Consider the following 23,569-nt stretch of genomic DNA (forward strand, 5'->3'; position numbering starts at 1 on the left):
CTCAGCCGTCCAGCGCGGCCTTGATGCGGGCCTCGTCGATCCGGTCGTGCTCGGCGATCACCACGAGTTGCGTGCGGCGCGGTTCGCCCGCGCGCCAGGGGCGGTCGTACTGCGTCCGGACGCGCGCGCCGACGGCCTGGACGAGGAGGCGCATCGGCTTGCCGGTGACGGCGGCGTACCCTTTCACGCGGAGGATGTCGGCGCTGCGGGCGAGCGCCTCGATCTTCGCGGTCAGATCGGCGGGGTCGGCGATCTCGCCCAGCTCGACGACGACGCTGTCGAAATCGTCATGCTCGTGATCGTCCTCGCCGTCGTGATGCGAGGGGCGGCTGGCGATGTCGTCTTCGGCGGCGGCGTTGAGACCGAGGATCACGCGCGGGTCGATGATGCCGTCGGTGAGGTCGATGACCGGGAGCGGCCGTGCGGACTCTGCGGCGATCACCGCGCGCGCCTTGGCGACGCCTTCGGGTCCGGCGAGGTCGACCTTGGTCAGGAGTACGAGATCTGCGCAGGCGAGCTGGTCCTCGAACACTTCCGACAACGGCGTCTCGTGATCGACGCTGGGGTCGGCGGCGCGCTGCGCGTCGAGCGCGGCGACGTCTGGGGCGAAGCGACCCGCGGCGACCGCCTCGGCATCGGCGAGCGCGATGACGCCGTCGACGGTGATGCGCGAGCGGATCGCGGGCCAGTCGAATGCCTTCAGCAGCGGCTTGGGCAATGCGAGGCCGGAGGTCTCGATCAGGATGTGATCGGGGCGCGGGTCGAGTGCGAGCAAGGTCTCGACGGTCGGGATGAAGTCGTCGGCGACGGTGCAGCAGATGCAGCCATTGGCCAGCTCGACGACGTTTTCGGCCGGGCAATCGGGGATCGCGCAGCCCTTGAGGATGTCGCCGTCGATGCCGAGCGTGCCGAATTCGTTGACGACGACCGCAAGGCGGCGGCCGTTCGCGTTGCGGATCAGGTGGCTGATGAGCGTGGTCTTGCCCGCGCCCAGGAAGCCGGTGACGATGGTGACGGGGACCTTTGAAAGATCGGACATGATTATTTCCTCGACGTCTAAAAGCACGCACGCACGACCTTTCGGCCGCACGCGTTCGTCGCTCAGACGGAGTACCGTGCCGCGACCATCCCCTGGATCGTAGCAAGAGCGACCATTGCGCTGGCAGGTCTCCTGGCTCGCGGGTCGAAGCTCGACGTACGCCTTCCCAGGTTTTCACCCAGTGGCTGCCCTCCGAAACGAAGGGCGTGTGCGTCTCGCTCACCGCTTACAGTTGCAGGGACAGCTGCGGCATTGGGAGGACACCCTCCCGCACCGCATTCCCATTCAAGCCCCGAAGGGCACCGGCGCGATCTGTGAGGTTCGGTGAAACCGAGCCTCAGTGGTGGGTTAGAGGAATTTGGCGAGTGTGCCAATGCGCCTTGCGTTCGTCATGCCGGGCTCGTTCCGGCATCCACGGTTCCGCATACTCGATAGTTGTGAGTTTGCGGGACGGTGGACCCCGGAACAAGTCCGGGGTGACGGAGGGGGGCGGCTACCCGTGCCTCACCTCGATCTCGTCGAAGCGTTTCCAGCGGTAGATCGCGAAGCTCAGCACCCAGCAGAGGACGAACAGGCCGATGATCGCGAAGCCGAGGCCGTTGAAATTTTCGCCCAGTGCGGCCGCCAGATCCCAGATGCCGCCGGTCAAGCCCAGCTTTGCGCCAAGCAGCGCCAGTGTCTCGATCCCGCCGATTGCGATCGCGACGATTGCGGAGATCAGCGTGATGGTGATGTTGTAGTAGAGTTTGCGGATCGGCTTCACGAACGCCCATTCGTAAGCACCGAGCATGACGACGCCGTCCGCGGTGTCGACCAGCGCCATGCCGGTCGCGAACAGTACGGGAAGCACCAGCACGATGCCGATCGAGAGACCGTCGGCGGCCTGGCTTGCGGAAAGGCCGAGGATCGCGACTTCCGTAGCGGTGTCGAAGCCGAGCCCGAACAGGAAGCCGAGCGGGGCCATGTGCCAGCTTCGCGTGACGAGCCGGAACATCGGCCGGAACAGTCGCGCGAGCAGCCCGCGGTTGCCGAGCAGGAGGTCGAGATCCTCCTCGACATAGGTCCCGCCGCCGCGGACATGGCCGAAGGTGCGCCAGACCGAGCGCAGGATGATGAGGTTCATCGCGGCGATCGTGAAAAGGAACAGCGCGGAGATCGTCGTCGCGACGACGCCGCCGACCTGTTTGAACGCCTCGAACTGCGACAGCGCGCTGGCGGTGAGCGCGATCGCGACGGCGGCGATCAGGACGATCCCCGAATGGCCGATCGCGAACCAGAAGCCGACCGCGATCGGGCGATGGCCGTCCTGCATGAGCTTGCGCGTCACGTTGTCGATCGCGGCGATGTGGTCCGCATCGACTGCGTGCCGCAGGCCGAGGCCCCAGGCCAGCAAGGCCGTGCCGAGCATCAGCGGCTGCGCGTGGAACAGCGAGAACGCCCAGCACCACGCCGCGATGTTGGCCACGATCAGGCCTAAGAACATCCAGCCGATGCGCTTGCGTGTCGAAACCCGCGTCGGTCGCTCAATCGTCAAAGTCGTCATGCAATAGCCCCGCAGCGTCCGACGAGGACGGGGGCCTGCCGCGAACGGCCGGGTCATGCGACGACCGGACGCCATGAGCGGCCGACGCACGACACCGATGCGGACCCCGCCACATGGTCGTCGCTCAGCCAGTGTCACGCAGGCGGCGTTCACCGTGCCTCGGCCACCCCCTGGACCGGGACAAGAGCGACCAGACGCCGGCAGGTCTCCTGGCTCGCGGGTCAAGGCTCGGCGCCCACGCCTTCCCAGGCTTTTCGGCCCAGTGGCTGCCCTCGCGCAGAGGGCTCGTGCGCTTCGCTCGCCGCTTACAGTTGCAGGGACAGCCGCGGCATAGGACGGCGAACCGTCCGCACCGCATTCCCAATCAAGCCCTTCCGGGCACCGACGCGATCTAGCGAGCCACCGGTCGAACCGGCCGCTCGATCGTCGTGCTAGCCGGGTTCGTGCCGGGTGCCAATCGTCCTTCGCGGGTTTCGCCGTCGTTGCCAGCGCAGCAGTCCGGTCACGAACAGCGCGATCGGAACGATTCCGGCGACGAAGGCGAGGACGCGTCCTGCCAGTCCGAACGCCTCGCCGCCATGCAGCGGGTGGAGCCAGTTCATCATGATGTCGCCGCGTGTCTCGGCGAGTCCGTCGCGGGTCGCTAGGATGGCGCCGGTATGGGGATCGAGCCAGACGTTAGTGCGCGGAAAGCGGCGGCTTGGCTCGCCGTCCTGCGCGAGATTGATCCGCGTGGTGCCGGTAGGCGAGGCGGGGGTTTCGATCCAGGCGAGTGCGGCACCTGGAAAGCGGTGCTGGGCGACAGTGACCAGCTGGTCGACGGGAAGGCGGTCTCCGTTCGGAACGACCATCAGCGGCGGCATCTGATATAGCGGTGAGACGCGTCCGATTACGGAGCGCGTCTGGTCGGGGAGGTCGAGCATCACCCCGGTCGCGGTGACGACGAGCAGCAGGATCGCGCCGGCCAGGCCGATCAGCTTGTGCCAGTCGTAGAGCCGGCGAATTGGGGCGGCGTCGCGCTTGAAGCGGAGCGCGCGCCACCAGACGCCAGGGCGCGGCCACCACGCCCAGATCCCGCTGGCGATCATCAGCAGCATGACGATCCCCGCAATCCCCATGACGATGCCGCCGGGTTTCTCCAGCAACAGCCGGTAATGCAGGTCGTAGATCCAGGTGACGATGGTATCGCCCCAGAAGCCGGTGCGGATCGTCGTCAGCCGGACCGGGTCGATCCAGGCGAGCAGGGGCGCGAAGTCGCGACCGGCGGTTTCCTTCGGCCGGTAATAGCGGACCGAGATCGCGCCGCCGTCCGTCGTGACCTCGATCCGCCATGCGCCGGTGCGGGCGGGATGCTCGCGGTGGAGCGTGTCGACGACCGCCTGCCACGATACCGGCCGGGCGCCGTCCGGCACTGCGCGCAACGCCGGGCTGAGCGCTGCGTCGATCTCCGGATAGAAGACCAGGATGCTGCCGGTCAGCCCGGCGAACGCGAACAGCGCGCCGATCGACAGCCCCAGCCAGAGGTGGATACGCCGCACGATCACGCGCAGCGGCGGCCGGCGTGGCATCAGAGCGTCAACCGGACCGCGCCGAACAGCGATCGTGGATCCGCCGGCGCATGAAGCCGCTGCGTGCCGTCGTACCAGACATATTCGTACCGCGTGTTGGCGAGGTTCTTCAGTTGCCCGGAAATCTCGATCCTCGGCGTCAGCTTGTACGCCACGTCCGCGTTGAGCACGACGTAATCGCCGTATCGCCCCTGCGTATTGGCGGGGTTGAGTTCGTAACTCGACTGACCGTTGCCCCATAACGACAGCCGGAGCCTCGGATTGGGCGTGACGTCGAGCCCGCCCGAGAAGACGTTCTGCGGGACGTGGTCGATCGCGTTGCCGGCCTGCGACGGGGTGGCCGGGTCGGGCGTGACGATCCGCGCGGTCTGGTGCGAATAGCTGCCCCAGAGCGCGACGGTGCGGACCGGCTTCACGTCGAGCTGCAGATCGATGCCGCGCCGCCGCGTGCGGCCGAGATTGTCGACATCGCCCGACGGATCGTTCAGCCGCCGCTTCAGTTCGCCGCTCGCGGTCTGTTGCCACAGCGCGACGCGCGCTTCGAGCCAGCGGCCGCGGGTCAGCTTCAGGCCCGCCTCATAGCCTTCGTTGATCGAAGGCGAGACGTCGGTGGTTCGCGGCGCCACCAGATACGCACCCGAGCCCGCGCCAATCTGGAACGTGCGGCCGTAATTGGCATAGGCGGTCACGCCGGTCACGGGCGTGATCGCGATGCTCAGCTTGGGCTGGCTGATCGTGCCGTAGTCGTTGATCGGCGCGGTCGTGCCCGCCAGGCGGTTGGTGAAATCGCCGGTGACGCGATCGAGCCGCCAAGCGGGCGTGATCTTGAGCCAGTCGGTCGGCTCGATCACCGCCTGGAGATAGCCGCCATAGACGGTCAGCCCGAAATCCTGGTCGCGCGTCTGGCTGGTGAGCGTCCGGCGGTCGGTCAGCCAGCGCAGGCTTTTGTTGTCCTGCACCTGCACGTCGCCGCCCGCCTCGATCATCAGGCCGTGGAGGAAGTCGACCCGGGGATGGTAATGCAGCGCGGCGGTCGCGCCATATTGCCATTCCTCGGTCGACCGCCGCTGTTGCGGGACGCTGGCCGAGAAGCGGACATAGCGATCGTCGCGCAGGCTGTTGGCATAGCCCTTGGCGCTGAACGCAAGCGTGTCGGAGAGGTCGGAATCGAGATGCAGGCTGTATTGGCCGATCTTTCGCGTGCCGCCGTCGGAATCCGAGACCGCGTAGGAGCGGGTGCGGTCGGTATAGGCGTCGGCGTCGGTCAGATAGCCGGGTTCGTCGGCGGTCGCGGTCGAGTAGCGGACGATCGTGCCCAGGCGGGTCGTCCCGAAATCATAGAACCATTTGCCCGCCACGTTGAAGCGGTCGAGATCGGCATGGTCGCGATACGCATCGGTCCGACGGTATCCGACCAAATAGTTCTGGCTGAAGCCGCCGCGGTCGACCCCGGCGGAGACCTGTCCGTCGATCGTCCCGAACGCGCCGCCGATCAGTCGTGCGTCGAGGTAGGTGCCGCCGATCCGCGTCAGGATGTTGGCGCTGCCGGCGATCGCGTTCAGCCCCCAGCGCGGATCGGCGGTGCCGCGGACCAGTTCGATTCCGGCGATATCGAGCGGCGGGACGATGTCGATCCCGGTCATCCCCCCGGCATTGTCGTTGCTGGGGATGCCGTCGATCATCAGCTTGACCGCGTTGATCTCGCCTTCGCCGTTGAACCCGCGGATCGAGAAGCGGCCCGAGGTGGTGCCTTGGTTGAAGTCGGTCAGCACGACGCCGGGCAGCCGGGCGAACAGCTCCCACGTATTGTCGACCGACTGGCGCTGCGCGATGTCGCCGCCGAGGATGTCGACCGACGTAAGGATCGTCTCGGTCGACCGCGCCATGCTCCGCGCGGTGACGACGACCTCGCCGATCGTGAAGCGCGTGTCGGTCTCGGTAGGGGCGGGGGTAGGGGCGGTTGTCTGAGCGACCGCGGGAGGTGCGACAAGGCAGGCGGGAACGGCGAGGACGACGGCCATCGCTGCCCCGAATGGAGGCGGAGTACGGAACATATGCAGGAGCCTTCGACAGGCGCGCGACCGTGACGGCGCGCGCCGACAAATGTGGCGAGCCGCGTCCATCGGGACGGACGGCTCGGATCAGATGGTCGAGAGGACTATGGGTGGGCCGCGTAAAGGCGGGCGCAGATAGGACGCGCGGGCTGGCACCAATCGGCGGACGGGGCGGACGCCGATCGCCATGACGAACGCAATCGCCGCCACCAGCAGGGTCGCGTCGACACCCGCGAGCGCCTGCGCCGAGAGCCCGGAGAACGCGCAGGGCATCTCCATCTTGCCGTGGCTGGTGGAGGGATCCTGCTCCGGCATGACATGGCCAGACATGGCGTGATCGCCCATGACCATGTCCGGCGACGGAGCGTTCGATGCGCCAATTGTAGAATGGGCAGCCATCGACGGGGCGACACCCGAGCACAGGATGATCGCGACGCGGCCGCCTTCGCCGGAGATCATGTAGCCCGATGGCACCAGCAGCTTCAGCGCCAGCGCCGCCACGCACAGCCATCCCATCAGCAGCGGGCGGGACAGGATAAGGCGGCGCAAGGCTAACACGCCGTACCGGTAGACGGCATGCCCATTGCTGTCACTGTGACATCCTGTCCACGCGATCGGAAGCAATTGGGGCTGGCGACCCGGCCCGGAATTCTTTCGCATGCGTGGACCCAGGCTCTCGCAGCGTTCGTTAACTACCCAGAACTCCGACTAATAACCAAGGATTTGCAATGAGCGACCCCGCAGAGCGCAATCCCGGCAATGGTGGCGAAACCCATCAGCGCGCCGGTGGCGACGTGCCCGTGCTCACGACCAACCACGGCGTGCCCGTCTCCGACAACCAGAACAGCCTGAAGTCCGGCGCGCGTGGTCCAACGCTGCTCGAGGACTTCGTGCTGCGCGAGAAGATCTTCCACTTCGATCACGAGCGGATCCCCGAGCGTATCGTCCACGCGCGCGGCTCGGGCGCGCACGGTTATTTCGAGGCGACCGACGACATCTCGGACCTGACCAAGGCGGCGGTGTTCAAGAAGGGCACCAAGACCGAGCTGTTCACGCGCTTCTCGACGGTCGCCGGTGGCGCCGGTTCGGTCGACACCCCGCGCGACGTGCGCGGCTTCGCCGTCAAATTCTACACGACCGAGGGCAATTGGGATCTCGTTGGCAACAACATCCCGGTGTTCTTCATCCAGGACGCGATCAAGTTCCCCGACCTGATCCATTCGGTGAAGATGGAGGCCGATCGCGCCTATCCGCAAGCCGGCTCGGCGCATGACACGTTCTGGGACTGGGCGTCGCTGACCCCGGAATCGACGCACATGCAGATGTGGGCGATGTCCGACCGCACGCTGCCGCGCTCGTTGCGGATGATGGAAGGCTTCGGCGTCCACACCTTCCAGCTGGTCAACGACGAGGGCAAGTCGAGCTTCGTGAAGTTCCACTGGAAGCCCAAGCTCGGGCTCCAGTCGACGATCTGGGACGAGACGCTCAAGCTTCAGGCGGCAGACAACGACTATCACCGTCGCGACCTGTGGGAAGCGATCGATACCGGCGACTTCCCCGAGTGGGAGCTGGGCATCCAGGTGTTCGACAAGGCATTCGCCGAGGCGCAGCCCTATGACGTGCTCGATTCGACCAAGCTGATCCCGGAGGAGGACGTCCCCGTCCGGATTATCGGCCGGATGGTGCTCGACCGTAACGTCGACAATTTCTTCGCGGAAACCGAGCAGGTCGCGTTCCTGCCGACCAACATCGTGCCGGGGATCGATTTCTCGAACGATCCGCTGCTCCAGGGTCGTCTGTTCAGCTATCTCGATACGCAGAAGTCGCGTCTTGGGACGACCAACTTCCACCAAATTCCCGTCAACGCACCACGTAACGACGCGCAGAATTTCCAGCGCGATGGGATGATGCAGACCAAGGTGCCGAAGGGCCGGGCGAACTATGAGCCAAACAGCCTGTCGGTGGTCGGCGAGGATGGTGGTCCGCGCGAGTCGCCGAACGGCTTCGTGACGACGACCAATCCGACCGGGGCGGACGAGCAAGGCGAAAAGCTGCGGATGCGCGCCGAACTGTTCGGCGATCATTACAGCCAGGCGCGGCTGTTCTGGGTGTCGGCAACGGACAACGAGAAGGCGCATATCGCGTCGGCATTCACGTTCGAGCTGTCGAAGGTCGGCCTCGCGCATGTCCAGGAGCGCACCGTCGCCAACCTGCGCAACGTGAACGAGGAACTGGCCAAGCGCGTTGCCGATGGTCTTGGGATCGATCTGCCCAAGGCCAATCCTGCGTTCCGGGAGCCGGTCGACATGCCCGCCAGCGATGCGCTGTCGATCCAGAAGTCGATGAAGGAGACGCTTGAGGGTCGTCAGGTCGGTATTCTGATCGCCGACGGGTCGGATGGCGCCGAGATCGATGCGGTCGTCAAGGCGGTTGAGGGTGCGGGCGGCAAGGCCTTCCTGGTCGCGCCCAAGGTCGGTGGCGCCAAGCTTGCCGATGGCAGCAAGAAGAAGGCACACGGTCAGCTCGCGGGCAGCCCGTCGCAGATCTTCGACGCGGTCGCGGTCGTGTTGTCGGCGGATGGCTGCAAGACGCTGCTCAAGGAAGGCGCCGCGGTCCAGTGGGTCATGGATGCGTTCGGCCATCTGAAGGCGGTCGCGGCCAACGCGGCGTCGAAGCCGTTGCTCGACAAGGCCGGCGTCGAACCGGATGCTGGTGTCGTCGATCTCGGCAAGATCGCGACGGCGGGCACGAAGCGCTATTGGGACCGCGAACCCAACGTCCGCACGCTGGCCTGAGCGCCCGCGGAAGACCTAGACGCGTAAATAAAGACCGGGGGTGCAGACGATGCGCCTCCGGTTTTTCTATGAGTGGCGTAGTCGTTACGCCGGCTGCTTTCCGATCAGCCTGCGTAGGGCTTGCCGCCAGAGGGTGCGGTGGCCCGGCTGGTCGCAGATCGAGCGCCTTTCCTGCTAGGCACGGTTGGCGGATAGTGCGCCAAAAGCGGTATAGGACAGCATCGGCGGACTTCATCACGGCATTCTCCGACCGATTGCTTGCTTCTGACACCTCCAAGCCGGGTTACTGTCGCGGCTCGTTCGGAACGGCGCTATATCCGGCTGCGACACCGCGCTTCGGCGCCAGACCGGAGCCTATTCATCTTTCGACCCATGATCATCCTCGCCATTCTCGGCTATGGCGTCCTGCTGTTCGGGATCGCTTGGGTCGTGGACCGGCGGGGCCTGTCACAGAGACTGGGCCGGATCGCCTATCCGCTGTCGCTTGCGGTGTATTGCAGCAGCTGGACGTTCTTCGGTGGGGTCGGCACGGCGGCGACGCGGGGGTGGGATTACCTGGCCATCTATCTCGGGCCGGCGCTCGTGTTCCTGCTCGCGCCGAAGTTTCTGGCGCGGCTCGTGAGGCTCGCTCGGGAGGAGGGATCGAGTTCGATCTCCGACTTCATCTCAGCGCGCTATGGGCGCAGTCGAGGGACGGCGGCGATCGTTGCGGGGACGGCGTTGCTCGCGTCGGTGCCGTATATCGCGCTCCAGTTGCGGTCGGTGACGCTGAGCTTTGGCGCGATCGCTGGTGTCGGCAGTTCGGCGGAGGTCGGCGTGCTGGTTGCGCTGCTGCTCGCCGTGTTCGCGATCCTGTTCGGGGCGCGACGGTATGAGGTAGCGGGGCGCAACCCCGGGGTGATCGCGGCGATCGCGGCGGAGTCGTTGATCAAGCTGCTGTGCTTCGTGGTGCTCGGGGTGGTGACCGTGGCGCTTCTCGCCGACGTCCCGGCGGAGACGCTGGCGGCACCGCTGTCGCGGCTCGAGTCGGGCTTCACCTGGGGCGCGCTGACCTCCGACTTCTGGGTGCGCACCGTGTTGTCGGCGCTGGCGATCCTTTGTCTGCCGCGGCAATTCTATGTCGGGGTGATCGAGGCGCGCGGCCCCGATGCGGTGGCGCGGGCGCGCTGGCCGTTCATCGCCTACATGGTGGCGATCTCGCTGCTCGTACTGCCGCTGGCGCTTGCCGGGATGACGCTGTTGCCGGGCGATGTCGAGCCCGATCTGTACGTGCTCGCGGTACCGTTGCAGCAGGGTGAGCATCTGGTCGCGCTGATCGCGTTCATCGGCGGGTTCTCGGCCGCGACCGCGATGGTGGTGGTCGAGACGATCGCCCTGTCGACGATGGCGACCAACGATCTGCTCGCGCCGCTGCTGCTCCGGCGGCATGGCGAAGCGGGCGAAGGCGAGCTTGGCCGACGGATGCTGCGGGTGCGGCGGGTCATCATTGCGGCGATCGTCGCGGTCGCGCTGCTGTATGGGAGCAGTCTGGGTGCGGACCTGCCGCTGGCGTCGATCGGGTTGATCGCGTTCGCTGGCGTCGCGCAGTTCGCGCCTGCGCTGATCGCGACGGTCGGGTGGAACTTCGCCAATCATAGCGCGGCGCGGGCCGGACTGATCGGGGGTGTGGTCGTCTGGATCTACTGCCTGTTACTGCCGTCGATCGGCGAGGGTGTCGGCCCGGCCTTGGCGCACGTCACGCGCGGTTGGCTCGATCCCGATGCGTTGCTTGGCTGGCGGATCGGCTCGCCTTTGGTCAACGGCACGGTGTGGAGCCTCGGCGTCAACGTCGCGCTGATGGCCGGGCTGCACGCGCGCGAGCGGCACCGCGGCAACGCCGCGCTCGACCACGTCACGACGCTCGGCGAATTGCGTATGCTCGTCGCGCGGTTCGTCGGCGACGGCGAGGCGGACGCGATCGGCGTGGCATCGCCCGACCTGCGTGCGCCGATCGATGGCCCGGCGGCGCGTACCGCCGAGCGACTGATTGCGGGCGTGATCGGTGCCCCGTCGGCGCGGAAAATCGTCGCGTCGAGCATTGCTGGATCCGCAATCGACGTCAGCGACGTGGTTCGCCTGCTCGACCAGCGCGGGCGCTCGCTGCGGTTCTCGCGGACGTTGCTGTCGGCGACGCTGGAGACGATCGATCCGGGGGTCAGCGTGATCGATGCGGACCTCAGGCTGGTCGCGTGGAATCCGCGCTATGTCGAGATGTTCGACTATCCCGAGGGGTATGTCGTGGTCGGTCGTTCGATCGCCGACCTGATCCGCTACAATGCCGAGCGCGAGGGGGTCGGCGATATCGCGGCGCATGTCGGTCGGCGGGTGGCGCATCTCGCGCGCGGGACGCCGCACAGTTTCGAGCGGCAGCGGCCGTCGGGGCGGTGGATCAAGATGGTCGGGCGGCCGATGCCGGGCGGCGGGTACGTGCAGAGTTTCACCGACATCACGGCGGAGAAGGAGGCGCAGGCCGATCTAGAGGCACGCGTGGCGGCGCGGACGCAAGATCTGGCGCAGTCGAACGCGATGCTCGACGAGGCGCGCGCGGTGGCCGAGACCGCAACGCGTGACAAGACACGGTTTCTGGCGGCGGCGAGCCATGACCTGTTGCAGCCATTGCATGCCGCGCGACTGTTCTGTGCGGCATTGGACGAAGGAAAGGCGCCGCATCAGGGTGAGCTGGTGCGCGCGATCGATGGGGCGATCGGGTCTGCGGATACGTTGTTGCGGGCGTTGCTCGACGTGTCGCGGCTCGATGCGGGGGGCGTGGTGCCGAAGGTCGAGCGGTTCGCACTGGGGGCGCTGATCGAGGAGCTGGCGGTGCAGTTCGCGCCGTTGGCGGCGGAGCGGGAGCTGGTGCTGGCGGCGCATCCGGGCATTTTCAGCGTGGCGACCGATCGGTCGTTGCTGCGCTCGATACTGCAGAATTTCCTGTCGAACGCGGTGCGCTATTCGGCGGATGGGCGGATCTGGATCGGCGCGCGACGGCGGGGCGACGACGTGCTGATCGAGGTGCGCGACAACGGGCCAGGAATCGCGGCTGCCGACCGCGAGCGGATCTTCGAGGAGTTCGAGCGGCTGGAAAGCAAGGGGAGCGCGGGCGGCGGCGTTGGGCTTGGGCTGGCGATCGTCCGGCGGATCGCGCGTCTGCTCGGGGCGGCGGTGGAGTTGCGGTCGGAGCCGGGGCGGGGGACGACGTTTGCGGTCCGTGTGCCGCTTGCGCCCGCGGGTTTCGACGTGCCGCTGCCGACGCCCTCGGCGGCGCGCGCGCTGGTGCCGGGGCTGCGGGTGCTGTGCCTCGACAATGATGCAACGATTTTGGCAGCACTCGATGCGGCGTTGCGTGCGCGGCGCTGCGTGCCGCTGCTGGCCGCGACGATCGCCGGGGCGATGGAACTGGCAACGGACGAGGAGCCGGATGTGGCGCTGGTCGACTTCCACTTGGACGAAGCGGAGGATGGGCTCGACGTGGTCGCGCGGTTGCGGGCGATGACGCCGACCCCGGCGATCGCGCTGGTGACGGCGGACCGCGCGGTCGTGGAGGATGTGCGATGTGTGGGGCTTGTCGTGCTGACGAAGCCGGTGGTGCCGGCGGATCTGTGGCGGTTCATCGAGGAGGCCTCGGCCGCGGCAGCGCGGGGCAGTTGAGCCTCCTTGATCCTCCCCCGCTAGGGGGAGGTGGCTGGCTCTTGCCAGACGGAGGGGGAGGAAAGGGAACGGGCGTCGCGTGTTCCTCCCCCTCCGTCGCCTCCGGCGCCACCTCCCCCTGGCGCGGGAGGATTGAACGGCACGCGGGCACAGCACGTCATCCTGACGAAAGTCAGGACCCAGGATACCGCCCACACCGATCGTGGCTCTGGGTCCTGACGTTCGTCAGGATGACGGGGCGGCAGATGGCGCGGCTAGTCGGCGAAGTGGATGTCCATCGCCCTTGCCGCAAGCACCGCTTGGGTGCGGTTCTGCACCCCAAGTTTACGAAGGATGGCGGTCATATGCCCCTTTACCGTGCCCTCCGAGATGCCGAGGTCGAACGCGACTTGCTTGTTGAGGCGACCGGCCAGGACACCGAGCAGGACTTTCAGCTCGGTCGGGGTGAGGCTGGCGACGCGGGTGGACATCTCGTCGACGGGGGAGCCTTCGGTTGGCGCGTCGCGTTCGCCAGCGAGGGCTCGCGCCACCGCGTTTTCGAGCGTGGCGAGGTCGGCGGTTTTCGAGACGAAGCCGATCGCGCCATAGGCGCGCGCGCGCGGGGCGGCTTCGGCTTCGTCGGCCGAGGAAATCACCATGATCGGCGTGTCGGGACGCTCGGCGTGGAGCAGCGCTACCCCGGCGAACCCTTCCGATCCCGGCATGCGCAGGTCGAGCAGGATTAGGTCGAGCCGCTCGGCAACGCGCACCGCGTCGACCGCCTCGCAGAGCTGCCCAGCCTCAATCACCACCGCATCGGGCGCGGCACGGCTGACCGCCAGTTTGAGCGCCTGGCGGAACAGCGGGTGGTCGTCGGCGATAAGGATCGTGCGCGTCATGCCGGGACTGAAGTGGCCTCCTCGCGGCCGGCGATCAAGGCATCCACCACCGCAGGATCGGCGAGCGTCGAGGTGTCGCCAAGCTGGTCGAGCTGGTTCTCCGCGATCTTCCGCAAAATCCGCCGCATGATCTTCCCCGAACGTGTCTTGGGCAGTGCGGGGGCGAACTGGAGGATGTCCGGGGTCGCGATCGGCCCGATCTCGCGGCGGACCCACTGGACGAGTTCCTTGCGCAAGTCCTCGCTCGGCTCGGCGTTCGCGTTGAGCGTCACATAGGCGTAGATGCCCTGGCCCTTCACGTCGTGCGGCATCCCGACGACTGCCGCCTCGGCGACCTTCGAGTGGGCGACGAGTGCGCTCTCGACCTCGGCGGTACCCATGCGGTGGCCGCTGACGTTGATAACGTCGTCGACCCGGCCGGTGATCCAGTAATAGCCGTCTTCGTCGCGGCGGCAGCCGTCGCCGGTGAAATACTTGCCCGGATAGGTCGAGAAATAGGTCTGGAAGAAGCGGTCGTGATCGTTCCAAACGGTGCGCATCTGGCCGGGCCAGCTGTCGGCGATGACGAGGTTGCCCTCGACCGCGCCCTCAAGAACCTTGCCGTCCGCGTCGACCAGTTCGGGGAGAACGCCGAAAAGGGGCTTCGTTGCGCTGCCGGGTTTCAGTGCGGTTGCGCCGGGGAGGGGCGAGATCATGTGCCCACCCGTTTCGGTCTGCCACCAGGTATCGACGATCGGGCAACGGCCGTCGCCGACGACGTTATGGTACCAGTTCCACGCCTCCGGGTTGATCGGTTCGCCGACCGAGCCGAGCAGGCGGAGCGACTTGCGGCTGGTGCGCGTCACCCAGTCGTCGCCCTCGCGCATCAGCGACCGGAGCGCGGTCGGTGCGGTGTAGAGAATGTTGACCTGGTACTTATCGACGATCTGCCAGAACCGGCTGTGATCGGGATAGTTCGGCACGCCCTCGAACATCACCGTGGTCGCGCCGTTCGCGAGCGCGCCGTACAGCGAATAGGTGTGGCCGGTGACCCAGCCGACGTCGGCCGCGCACCAGAAGATCTCGCCGGGTCGGTAGTTGAAGACATATTCGTGCGTCATCGACGCCCACACCAGATAGCCGCCGGTCGAGTGCAGCACACCCTTGGGCTGGCCGGTCGAGCCGCTGGTGTAGAGGATGAACAGCGGGTCCTCGGCGTTCATCGGCTCGGGTGCGCAGTCGGTCGACTGGCCCTCGACGCACTCGTGATACCAATAGTCGCGGCCTTCGGTCATCGTGACCGTGCCGCCGGTGCGGCGGACGACGATGACCGCCTCGACCGCGAGATCGCCGTGGTCGAGCGCGGCGTCGACATTGGCCTTGAGTGGCACGGTCTTGCCGCCACGCAGGCCTTCGTCGGCCGTGAGGACGATTCGGCTGTCGCAGTCGTGGATGCGGTTGCACAGGCTCTCGGGCGAGAAGCCGCCGAAGACGACCGAATGGATCGCGCCGATCCGCGCGCAGGCGAGCATCGCGAACGCCGCCTCGGGGATCATCGGCAGGTAGATGGTGACGCGGTCGCCCTTCTCGACGCCGCGCGCCTTCAGGCAGTTGGCGAGTTTCAACACTTCGTCGCGCAGTTCGGCGTAGCTGATCTTGCGGGATTCATCGGGGTTGTCGCCTTCCCACAGGATCGCGGTCGCGTCGGGGCGGGCGTCGGCGTGGCGATCGACGCAGTTGGCGGCGACGTTGAGCTGCCCGTCCTCGAACCAGCGGATGTGGAAGTCGCTCTCGTCGAACGACGTATCCTTGATCTTGGTCGGGGCGACGATCCAGTCGAGCCGCTTGGCCTCCTTGGCCCAGAACGCGTCGGGATCGGTCGCGGCCTCGGCATACATCCGGTCATAGGCGGCGGCGTCGATCAGGGCGTCCTTCGCCCATTCTGCGGGGACGGGATAGCTGGCCTCGGTCATCTGGCTCTCCTTTTGCCGCGCTGTACGCGGTCGCGTTCGGGCGATCATCCCGCACCAAAGTAAGGGATGGCCCAGCGTTCGCAATGCGCCATGATCACGACGCTCATTCCACGCGTAAGACCAGTGGAAGAGCGCGGAGACGGGGATGACACCGATGGCATTCAAGACGAGGCTGGCCTTGACCGCGTTGCTTAGCGGTACTGCGCTGGTACCGGGTATGGCGCAGGCGCAGACGGCACGCGAGATCGAGCTCGAGACACGGTTGAAGGCGCTCGAAGCGGCGGTGCAGGATCTGCGCGGCGAGTTGACCGCGGCCCGCGCGACGGCTGCGGCACCGATCGCCTCGACCTCAACGAACGCGGCTCCGACGAGCGCGCCTCCCATGACCGCCAATCCCATGACCGCGTCGTCGATGAGCGCGGCATCCGCGTCGCCAGGCCGATCGCCCGGCGCGACCAATGTGGCCCAGGCCAAACCTGTCGCGGCAAACTCGGCACCGACCGACGGATTTCGCGTCGGCAACACGACGGTCAAGCTGGGCGGCTTCGTTCGCCTCAACGTCATTGCCAGCCGCTACAGCGATGGCGAGGTGGCGGTCGGCGGGCTGGGCAAGGAGTTCTTCCTGCCGCAGCAGATTCCGGTCGGTGGCGGGTTCTCCAGCCAGGACCTGCTGCTCTCCGCGCGCCAGACCCGCCTGCAGTTCAGTACCGCGACCCCGATGAACGGCACCGACATCAAGACGCTGGTGGAGTTCGATTTCGCGCTCGCGACGGCACCGGTCGGGGCGCAGCGCGCGACCAATCCCTACACGCCTACTTTCCGCCGTGGCTTCATCGAATATGGCAATTTGCTGGTCGGGCAGGAATGGTCGACCTTCCAGAACATCGCGGTGCTGCCGGAGACGACCGATTTCGTCGGTCCGCTGGATGGCACGGTGTTCAATCGACAGGCGCTGGTCCGTTATTCCATCCCCTTGCGACCCGGGCTGACGTTGCAGATCGCGGCCGAGAACCCCGAGACGGAAACCGCGCTTCCGGCCAATGCGGCGCTGGTCGACACGGACGACGATCGCCTGCCCGACGTGGTGGCACGCGTGAACTGGAAGCCGACATTCGGCGATTTCGCGCTGGCCGGCATCGCGCGCGAGCTGCGGACCGATACGCTGGGCAGTGGCGATACCGCCTTCGGCTGGGGCGTTTCCGGCTCCGGCAAGATTCCCATCGGCAAGCGTCACGACCTGCGCTTCATGGCGACCTACGGGCAAGGCATCGGCCGGTATCTGGGACTGGGATACGTCCCCGACGCGATCTACGGCGGCACCGCGACCCGGCTCGAGCGGATCGACAATTTCGCGGCCTTCGCGGCGCTCCGTATCGGCTGGACCGATGCGATCCACTCGACGGTCATGGGCAGCTACCAATCGGCCAATTATCCAGCCGGCGTGATCGTCACGGGACTGGCCAATGCCAAGTCCTATGGCGGCGCGGGCAACCTGTTCTGGTCGCCTGGTAAGGGCTTCGACATCGGCGTGGAATATCGCCACGCCGTCCGCGAGCTCGTCTCGGGTGACACCGGCGCGCTCGACCGCCTCGAATTCGCATTCAAATACGGGTTCTGATTGCCCCACGCTCCAGAATCTCCATCGCTCCACCTGAGAGGATACCGCCATGGCAACGACAACCGGGGACGCATCGCCCCTTGGTCACGTGAAGCAAAGCCAGCCGTTGATCATCATCGCATCTTCCTTGGGTGCGGTGTTCGAATGGTATGATTTCTACCTCTACGGCCTGCTCGCGACGATCATCACCGCGCAGTTCTTCTCGGGCGTCAACGAGACGACCGGGTTCATCTTCGCACTCGCGGCGTTCGCGGCCGGGTTCGCGGTACGGCCGTTCGGCGCGCTGGTGTTCGGGCGGATCGGCGATGTCGTCGGGCGCAAGAACACCTTCCTCGTGACGATGGCGATCATGGGGCTTTCGACGTTCCTGGTCGGACTGCTCCCGAGCTACGCGTCGGTCGGCGTCGCCGCGCCGATCGCGCTCGTGGTATTACGCCTGTTGCAGGGCCTCGCGCTCGGCGGCGAGTACGGCGGTGCCGCGACCTATGTCGCCGAGCATGCGCCCGACAAGAAGCGCGGCCTGTTCACCAGCTTCATCCAGACGACTGCTTCGCTCGGTCTGTTCGCGGCGCTGCTGATCGTGATCGGCGTGCGCACGCTCGTCGGCGAAGAAGCGTTCGCGGCATGGGGCTGGCGTATTCCGTTCATCGTCTCGATCGCGTTGCTCGCGGTGTCCTTGTGGATCCGCATGCAGCTCGAAGAGAGCCCGGTTTTCCAGAAGATGAAGGACGAGGGCAAGACCTCGAAGGCGCCGCTGACCGAGGCGTTCGGGCAGTGGAGCAACCTCAAGGTCGTGCTGATCGCGCTGTTCGGTGCGGTCGTCGGCCAGGGCGTCGTGTTCTACACCAGCCAGTTCTACGCGTTGTTCTTCCTCGAGAAGAACCTGCGCGTCGACGGGCCAACCACCAATATCCTGATCGCGATTGCACTGTTGATCGCCACGCCCGCGTTCATCTTCTTCGGCTGGCTTTCGGACAAGATCGGGCGGAAGTGGATCATCCTGACCGGCTGCGCGCTCGCGGCACTCACGTACATGCCGTTGTTCCATGCGCTGTCGAAGGCCGCCAACCCGGCGCTCTATGCGGCACAGGCCAATTCGCCGGTGACGGTTGTGGCCAACCCCGACGAGTGTTCGGTCCAGTTCGATCCGGTCGGCAAGAACAAGTTCGACAGCAGCTCGTGCGACATCGCCAAGTCGTATCTCGCAAAGGCGGGCATCTCGTACACCAACGTGATCGCACCCGCCGGCACCGTCGCGCAGATCAACATCGGCGGCGCGACCATCCCGGTCGTCAACCCGGCGGTGGTTTCGGGGCCCGAAAAGGCGGCGGCGATCAAGACGTTCGGTACCCAAGTGAAGACCGCTCTTACCGCGGTCGGATACCCCGAAAAGGCGGACCCGGCGCAGATCAACAAACCGCTGGTCGTCGCGATCCTCGTCATCCTGGTGCTGTACGTGACGATGGTCTACGGCCCGATCGCGGCGCTGCTGGTCGAGCTGTTCCCGACCAAGATCCGCTACACGTCGATGTCGTTGCCCTATCATATCGGCAATGGCTGGTTCGGTGGGTTCCTGCCGACCGCGGCATTCGCGATGGTCGCGGCGACCGGGGATATCTATTACGGGCTCTGGTATCCGATCGTCGCCTGCGCGGTAACGGCGCTGGTGGGCCTCGTGTTCCTGCCCGAGACGTTCCGCCGGTCGCTCCACAGCTGAGCGGCCGAACCACGTAATGGCTTGCCGGCCCCGAAGCGCATCAGGCGTGCTTCGGGGCCCTTTTTTTGGCTGTTAGGCGGTGCGCCGAGATGGCGTCGCTGGAACGCCCTGGAACCGTCCATGGCCCGCCACGAACTCGGCATGGCCCGGCAGTGCCTGCGCGCTGCGTAAGGTCGCGGCGCGGATCTGGCAGATCGCCTCCGCCACGCGGTCCGCATCGAGCGCGTCGACGATCGAATCATAGCCGGTCGGGATCACGTTCTGGCCGAGCAGCACCTGCACCCAGCTGGAAATCCCGAACAGTTCGTCGTCGTAGCGGAAGACGCGGCCCTTTTCGCGGAACAGCGCGATCTTGCGCGTCAGGCTGTCGGGGATCGGCATCGTCCGGACATGTCGCCAGAATGCGGAATCGTCGCGCCGGGTGGCGTGGTAGTGCAGGATGATGAAGTCGCGGACCGAGGTGTAGGCGTCGCCCATCAGGCGGTTATACTCGTCGCGTTCGACGTCGGCAAAACCGCGGTCGGGGAACAGCGCGAACAGCTTCGAGATGCCGGTCTGGATCAGGTGGATGCTGGTCGATTCGAGCGGTTCGAGAAACCCGCCGGCAAGCCCCAGTGCGACCACGTTGCCCTGCCACAGCTTTTCCCGGCGACCTGCCTTGAACCGCAACTGGCGCGGCTCGGCGGTCGGTCTGGAATCGAGGTTCGCGAGCAACGTAGCGGTAGCCTCGTCATCCGAGATGTGCGCGCTGGAATAGACATGCCCGTTGCCGGTGCGGTGTTGCAGGGGAATGCGCCATTGCCAGCCGGCAGTGCGTGCGGTCGCCCGTGTATACGGCAGCAGCGGCGTACTCGGTTCGGTTGGTACCGCGACCGCGCGATCGCACGGCAGCCAGTGCGACCAGTCCTCGAACGGCACGCCCATCGTTTCGCCGAGCAGGAGGCTGCGAAATCCCGAGCAGTCGATGAAGAGGTCGCCGTCGACCGATCGTCCATCCTCCAGCCGGACCGCGCTGACATGACCGGTGTCGGCATGGCGATCGGTGCCGGTGATACGCCCCTCGATCCGGGTAACCCCACCCGCCTCGGCGCGGCGGCGCAGGAACGCGGCATAGAAGCCGGCGTCGAAATGATAGGCGTAGGCGAGCGGTTGCTGGCCGTTGGGGAGGCCGAACTTGTGCAGATACGCGGCGACCGCGGAGGGCGCATACGCATCGAGGCCGCCGATGCCGGGTCGATCCCGCAGTTTCAGCCAGAGCTGGTGGAACGCCAGCCCCTGGATATCGCGGCCATGACCGCCGAACGCGTGCATGTAGCGATCCTGGCCGGTATCCCAGCCGACGAATTCGATTCCGAGCTTGAAGGTGGCACCGGTGGCGCGGAGGAAGTCGCGGTCGTCGACGCCGATGAGCGCGTTGAATCCCAAAATCGGCGGGATCGTCGCTTCGCCGACGCCGACAGTGCCGATCGCGTCGGACTCGATCAGGACGATCTGGCGCTGGCCATCGTCGAGATAGCGCGCAGCGGCGGCGGCGGCCATCCAGCCGGCGGTGCCGCCGCCGACGATCACGACCTTGCGGATCGGGCCAGGGTTCGGGTCGGTCATCGGGCACGCTCCAGTTGCGCGAGATAGGCGGGGTAGGGCGGCAGCCGCGCAGGCAGCGCGGCGGTCGCGTCGGCAAGCCGCCTCAGCGTCGCGGCAATCGGCTCGGGCGGGCTGGCCGACGCGATCGGGTCGGCGATGCGGGGGACCATGCCGAGCCCCAGCAGCAGGCCGTGCCAGTCGTCCTTGTCGAAGCTCTCGTCCTCGTAGAACGGCAGGCGACCGCGGTGCGCGAACTGCTCCAGCGTGTGCGCAAGGCTGTCGGGGCGGGCCAGGCGTGACGCCCTTTTCCAGAATGGCCCCCGCGTTCGTCCGGTCGGCAGATAATGCGCGGCCTGGAAGTCGCGGACGCGCGCGGCCTGGCGGTAACTGCGCTGGTTATATTCGGCGAGTTCGGTCGGCGCGCAATCGCGACCCGGCAGCAGGTCGATCGCGCGCAGAATGGCAGCGTGGGCGAGGTGCAGGTTGGCGTTGGCGAGCGGATCGAGCATGACCGCAGCGTCGCCCAGCGCGAGGACGTTGTGCTTCCAGGGTTCGGCACGGACGCCCGGCGCAATCGGAACGATCGTTTCACCTGCGCTCAGGATGCGGCGCGCGCTCGAATCCGACGTCTGATCGGCAGCAAAGGCCAGCCCGATCAAGGTCCGGTCGCGCAGGGGACTTTCAAACCGCCAGCCTGCGGGCATCGCGACCATTCCATCGGTGGGCGTAGGGGGCTGCGCAAGCGCCGTCCCCAGCAACAGTCGATCGACCGGAAGCCAGGACCGCCAATCCTCCCACTGCGTATCCAGCGCTGCGCGCAGCGGTGCGGCCGGGCCCGAACAGTCGAGATACAGATCGGCGACGACCCGGCGGCCGTCCGCGAGCGCCAGCGCCGAGACCCGCCCGTCTTCACCGCGCTCGACACCTGCAAGGGCGCCTGGAACCGGGACGATGCCGATATGGCGGGCAAGCGCGCGGAGCAGATCGCGGTAGCGGGGCGGATCGAGCCGTAGCGCAAAGTCGAAGCCCGAGATCGGCGAGGTCGGGTCGTCGGACGGATGGACGAATTTCTCGGCGGCGGCGAGGACCGCGGGCACCGAGAAGGCATCGAACGCCGCGACCTTGCCGTTGCGCCGCACGTTCAGCCAATGCTGGTAGAACGCGCCGGGTGCGATCGTCCCGCCGCGCTCGCCATGCGCCAGCACGACCGGCGTCCCGTCGGCGCTCCAGTCCGACAGCCGCGTGCCAAGCCGGTGCGTGGCACCTGCCGCGAGAAGATCGCGTTCGCGCAGCCCGATCCGGTCGTGAAATTCGGCGATCGTAGGCAGGGTGCCGGGCAGGCGATCCGTCAGCGCTGCGGGGCTTTCGGGAGTCTCGATCAGCGTCACGGCCAGCCCGGGCAGCGCACGCGCGAACGCGATCGCTGCGGACAGACCGACGATCCCGGCGCCGAGCACGGCAATGCTCGCGATCGGCGTTCGGCTCGTCACGCGGCGATCGTCGCGTTGCGTCGCGCGATGAACGCGGCATGGTCGGGCATCGCGGTGGCGGTGGCAGCGACATGATCGCGCAGGCTGGCGACCGCGCGGTCGAGACCGTCGAGGCCGGGGCGATCGGCGCGCTGGTCCCACGCCTGCGGGATAATTCCCTGGCCGAGATAGACCGCGATCCAGCTCGGTTCGAGGAACAGCCCCTCGCCATACTGAGTCACGCGACCGGCGCGGCGGAACAGCTCCATCTTCTCGGCGAGCGTATCGGGGACCTCCATCGTCCGGACATGGTTCCAGAAGTCCGAATCGTCGCGCTTGGTGGCGTGATAATGCAGGATCAGGAAGTCGCGGATGCGGTCATATTCCATATCGACCATGCGATTATACTCGGCGCGGTCGGTAGCGGAGATCCCCGCCGCCGCGGTATTTTGCGGGAACAGCTCGATCAGCTGCGTGATCGCCATCTGCGCGAGGTAGATGCTGGTCGATTCGAGCGGTTCGAGGAACCCCGAGGCGAGCCCGACCGCGACGACGTTGCCGACCCAGCTGTTGCGGCGGCGACCGGCGCGGAATTTGAGGAAGCGCGGGTCGGCAAGCGGCGCGCCCTCGACCGACGCGACCAACGCGTCCGCGGCCGCCTGGTCCGATATATGCGCGCTGGAATAGACATAGCCATTGCCGACACGGTGCTGGAGCGGGATCCGCCACTGCCACCCGGCCGATTTCGCCGTGGCTCTCGTATAGGGCTCGATCGGTCCCTCGGGCGACGTGCACGGCATCGCGACGGCACGATCGCAGGGCAGCCAGCGCGACCAGTCCTCCCACGGCTCGGCCATCGTGTCACCGAGCAGCAGACTGCGAAAGCCGGAACAGTCGACGAACAGGTCGCCCTCGATCGTATCTCCCGAATCCAGGCGGAGCGCCCGGACGTCGCCGCTCACCGCGTCCTGTTCGACCGACACGATCCGCGCTTCGGTGCGGCGCGCGCCGTGCGCTTCGGCAAAGCGGCGCAGATAGGGACCGAACAGCGTCGCATCGAACTGATAGGCATAGCCGAAGCTCGAGGCGAGGTCGTCCGCCGGACCGTCGGGGATCGCGAACCGGTGATTCTTGGCGGCGGCGACCGCGACCGAATAGTCGCCGATCGGTCCGGCGCGTCCTTCGGCGGCGAGGCGCAGCCAGTAGTGATGGAAGCCGACATCGTCGAGCGGCCGACCGAACGTCCCGAACGGGTGGATATAGCTTTCGCCGATCGCGCCGAAATCGCGGAAGTCGATGCCGAGTTTGAAGGTCGCATGCGTGGCGCGCATGAAGTCCGCCTCGTCGAGACCGAGCCGCTCCACGAACGCGCGGATATGCGGCAGGGTCGCCTCGCCGACGCCGACGATACCGATCTCTGCCGACTCGACCAGGTGGACCGTGCAGGCTGTCGGCAACAGCCGGACCAACGCCGCCGCCGTCATCCACCCCGCCGTCCCGCCGCCGACTACCACGACCCGCGTTGGCACCCTCTGCATCTCCGCCATCATCCTCTCACCAGCGCCGTTTACACAGCCTCTTATCATTTAGGACCGGTCCGAGCCTGTTACACTTTAGCAACACCTCCGCAATGTCCGACATATCTGTCTTTCAAATTGTCTTATT

Annotated in this window: 14 protein-coding genes and 2 riboswitches; of the genes, 4 read left to right on the top strand and 10 right to left on the bottom strand. The window is 66.7% G+C overall.

Features of this window, described 5'->3' with window-relative positions:
* Position 1: 1 nt before the first annotated feature.
* The 5 genes from cobW to U1737_RS02325 form a co-directional block, all read right to left on the bottom strand.
* Entirely contained in the window at positions 2 to 1,039 is a 1,038-nt protein-coding gene (gene cobW, locus U1737_RS02305) for a cobalamin biosynthesis protein CobW (protein ID WP_332795443.1), read from the bottom strand.
* A gap of 105 nt (positions 1,040 to 1,144) precedes the next feature.
* Positions 1,145 to 1,361, bottom strand: a riboswitch (cobalamin riboswitch).
* 171 nt (positions 1,362 to 1,532) lie between these two features.
* Positions 1,533 to 2,582, bottom strand: a complete 1,050-nt coding sequence (locus U1737_RS02310; RefSeq protein WP_443027065.1) for a HoxN/HupN/NixA family nickel/cobalt transporter — start codon at positions 2,580 to 2,582, stop codon at positions 1,533 to 1,535.
* Positions 2,583 to 2,764: 182 nt separating this feature from the next.
* Positions 2,765 to 2,983, bottom strand: a riboswitch (cobalamin riboswitch).
* 30 nt (positions 2,984 to 3,013) lie between these two features.
* Complete coding sequence (locus U1737_RS02315) at positions 3,014 to 4,150, bottom strand: PepSY-associated TM helix domain-containing protein (protein ID WP_332795444.1); 1,137 nt, start codon at positions 4,148 to 4,150, stop codon at positions 3,014 to 3,016.
* Positions 4,150 to 6,204, bottom strand: coding sequence for a TonB-dependent receptor (locus U1737_RS02320; protein ID WP_332795445.1), 2,055 nt, complete (start codon positions 6,202 to 6,204; stop codon positions 4,150 to 4,152). The genes U1737_RS02315 and U1737_RS02320 overlap by 1 nt, the downstream gene beginning before the upstream one ends.
* 87 nt (positions 6,205 to 6,291) lie before the next feature.
* Positions 6,292 to 6,753 carry a hypothetical protein gene (locus U1737_RS02325; protein ID WP_248520797.1) on the bottom strand — a complete coding sequence of 154 codons (462 nt, stop codon included), beginning with the start codon at positions 6,751 to 6,753 and terminating at the stop codon, positions 6,292 to 6,294.
* A 179-nt stretch (positions 6,754 to 6,932) separates the two neighbouring features.
* On the opposite strand from U1737_RS02325, the gene U1737_RS02330 reads away from it, so the two are divergent.
* Complete coding sequence (locus U1737_RS02330) at positions 6,933 to 8,999, top strand: catalase (protein ID WP_332795446.1); 2,067 nt, start codon at positions 6,933 to 6,935, stop codon at positions 8,997 to 8,999.
* A gap of 372 nt (positions 9,000 to 9,371) precedes the next feature.
* The gene (locus U1737_RS02335) at positions 9,372 to 12,686 is read left to right on the top strand and encodes a PAS-domain containing protein (protein WP_332795447.1); all 3,315 of its coding nucleotides are present in this window, start codon (positions 9,372 to 9,374) and stop codon (positions 12,684 to 12,686) included.
* 254 nt (positions 12,687 to 12,940) lie between these two features.
* Here U1737_RS02335 and U1737_RS02340 read toward each other — a convergent pair whose 3' ends face one another.
* Complete coding sequence (locus tag U1737_RS02340; protein WP_332795448.1) at positions 12,941 to 13,564, bottom strand: response regulator transcription factor; 624 nt, start codon at positions 13,562 to 13,564, stop codon at positions 12,941 to 12,943.
* Entirely contained in the window at positions 13,561 to 15,516 is a 1,956-nt protein-coding gene (gene acs, locus U1737_RS02345) for an acetate--CoA ligase (protein ID WP_332795449.1), read from the bottom strand. Before acs ends, U1737_RS02340 begins: the two co-directional genes overlap by 4 nt.
* 154 nt (positions 15,517 to 15,670) lie before the next feature.
* Between acs and U1737_RS02350 the strand changes: the two genes are divergently transcribed.
* Entirely contained in the window at positions 15,671 to 17,134 is a 1,464-nt protein-coding gene (locus U1737_RS02350; protein ID WP_332795450.1) for a DcaP family trimeric outer membrane transporter, read from the top strand.
* A gap of 49 nt (positions 17,135 to 17,183) precedes the next feature.
* A complete protein-coding gene (locus U1737_RS02355) occupies positions 17,184 to 18,851 on the top strand; it encodes an MFS transporter (RefSeq protein ID WP_332795451.1) in 1,668 nt (555 codons plus the stop codon).
* A 72-nt stretch (positions 18,852 to 18,923) separates the two neighbouring features.
* On the opposite strand, the gene U1737_RS02360 is transcribed toward U1737_RS02355, so the two are convergent.
* Genes U1737_RS02360 through U1737_RS02370 form a run of 3 tightly spaced genes read right to left on the bottom strand, consistent with a single transcriptional unit; the run spans position 18,924 to position 23,442 of the window.
* Positions 18,924 to 20,456 carry a tryptophan halogenase family protein gene (locus U1737_RS02360; protein WP_332795452.1) on the bottom strand — a complete coding sequence of 511 codons (1,533 nt, stop codon included), beginning with the start codon at positions 20,454 to 20,456 and terminating at the stop codon, positions 18,924 to 18,926.
* Complete coding sequence (locus U1737_RS02365) at positions 20,453 to 21,925, bottom strand: tryptophan 7-halogenase (RefSeq protein ID WP_332795453.1); 1,473 nt, start codon at positions 21,923 to 21,925, stop codon at positions 20,453 to 20,455. The genes U1737_RS02360 and U1737_RS02365 overlap by 4 nt, the downstream gene beginning before the upstream one ends.
* A complete protein-coding gene (locus U1737_RS02370) occupies positions 21,922 to 23,442 on the bottom strand; it encodes a tryptophan halogenase family protein (RefSeq protein WP_332795454.1) in 1,521 nt (506 codons plus the stop codon). The genes U1737_RS02365 and U1737_RS02370 overlap by 4 nt, the downstream gene beginning before the upstream one ends.
* Between the last annotated feature and the right edge of the window lie 127 nt (positions 23,443 to 23,569).

It is taken from the genome of Sphingomonas fucosidasi (genome assembly GCF_036663855.1).
GTDB classification, from domain to species: Bacteria; Pseudomonadota; Alphaproteobacteria; order Sphingomonadales; family Sphingomonadaceae; genus Sphingomonas; species Sphingomonas faeni_B.